Annotated in this window: 2 protein-coding genes; both read left to right on the forward strand. The window is 68.0% G+C overall.

From position 1 onward, the window contains the following. The first annotated feature begins 41 nt into the window (after nt 1-41). Entirely contained in the window at nt 42-1,166 is a 1,125-nt protein-coding gene (locus DBR34_RS13535; RefSeq protein WP_128097179.1) for a histidine kinase, read from the forward strand. After that, the coding region (locus DBR34_RS13540) for a response regulator (RefSeq protein ID WP_258223921.1) at nt 1,163-1,677 on the forward strand (515 nt) is incomplete at its 3' end. The genes DBR34_RS13535 and DBR34_RS13540, both read left to right, overlap by 4 nt.

Raw genomic sequence — 1,677 nt, forward strand, 5'->3', positions numbered from 1 at the left:
TAAGATGACCCTGCCGCACACGCGCGGCGCAGGACCCCACCATGCTCATCCGCCTTGGCAGCACCCAGATCCGCCTGTCCCGCTACATCGCCCTGTGGACGATGGTGGCCCTGGTGTTCGCCATGCAGAACGCCATCAACGTGGGCATGCCCCGCACCGACTGGCCCTTCTGGGACCTGGCGCGCTGGTCGCTGATCCAGTGGTACACCTGGGCGGCGCTGGCCCCGACGGTGTTCCGCCTCGCCGAACGTTTCCCGATGCGCGGCACCGGGCGCCTGCACGGGCTGGGCGCGCAGGTGGTCGCCAGCCTGTGCGTCACGTTCGCCGCGATGATGCTGGGCGCACTGGTCTCCACCCTGTTCGAGCCCAGCGGGTTTGCCGAGCAGCTGGGGTACTTCCTGGAGCAGCACTTCGCCATCGGCCTGTTGACCTACTGGACGTTGTTCGCGATCCAGCAGGCCCTGCATTTCCACGCTGAAAAGGCCCGGCGCGAACTGGAGGCCAGCCAGCTGGCCACGGAACTGGCGCAGTCGCGCCTGCTGTCGCTGAAGGCGCAGCTGCAGCCGCACTTCCTGTTCAACACGCTGCACGCGATCATCACCCTGCTGGACGAAGACACGCTGTCGGCCGAAGACATGCTGCTGCGCCTGAGCGAACTGCTGCGTGCCTTCCTGGAAGACTACGACGGCCAGGAAATCACCCTGCGCCAGGAACTGGACCTGATCGAGCTGTACCTGGGCATCCAGCGCATCCGCTTCAAGGACCGCCTGACCACCCGCACCTACATCGCCCCGGACACGCTGGACTGCGCCGTGCCCAGCCTGATCCTGCAGCCGCTGGTGGAGAACGCGCTGCGCCACGGCATCGGCCAGCGCGTGGGTAGCGACACCGTCGAAATCGACGCGCGGCGTGACGGCGACGTGCTGTGCATCGAAGTGCGCAACCGCAACAGCACGTTGTCGACCGAGCCGTCCGTGTCGGCCGGCCATGGCATCGGCATGTCCAACACCCGGCTGCGCCTGAAAGAGCTGTATGGCGATGCCGCCGAGGTCCGGCTGGACATGCTCTGGCCCGAAGGCGTGGCGTGCCGCATCCGGGTCCCGTTCCGGGTACTGGAGAGCGCCGACGACGCACCCGAGTTCACCCCCGGGGTGGCGCCGGCATGACCCTGACCGTACTGGTGGTCGACGACGAACCGATCGCGCGGCATGCGATCGTGCGCCTGCTGCGCGACGATGCCGACATCGAGATCGTCGGCGAATGCGGCGACGGCGTGTCCGCGGTGGCGGCCATCCGCAACCAGTCGCCGGACCTGGTGTTCCTGGACATCCAGATGCCCGCCATCAACGGCATGGACGTGGTGGCCACCGTCGGTGCCGAGCGCATGCCGGCCACGGTGTTCGTGACCGCCTATGAGCAGTACGCGGTGAAGGCGTTCGAAGCCAATGCGGTGGATTACCTGGTCAAGCCGTTCAGCCGCGAGCGCTTCGCCGCCGCGCTGCAGCGGGCCAAGGCCCGGCTGTCGGCCGGGGCCGGGGTGGGCGCGCAGGCATCAGCGCAGATCCTGCAGGCGCTGGATGCACTGCGCCAGCGCGACGACTACCTGCAGCGGCTGCCGGTGCGCGTGGACGAGCACGTGGTGCTGGTGGCCGTGGATGACATCGTCTGGATCAAGGC

The organism is Stenotrophomonas sp. HMWF003 (genome assembly GCF_003061285.1).
GTDB classification, from domain to species: domain Bacteria; phylum Pseudomonadota; class Gammaproteobacteria; order Xanthomonadales; family Xanthomonadaceae; genus Stenotrophomonas; species Stenotrophomonas maltophilia_AP.

What these genes read in the sequence shown, in the direction of transcription:
- DBR34_RS13535 (WP_128097179.1), top strand. Translation starts at nt 42, where the DNA reads ATGCTCATCCGCCTTGGCAGCACCCAGATCCGCCTGTCCCGCTACATC.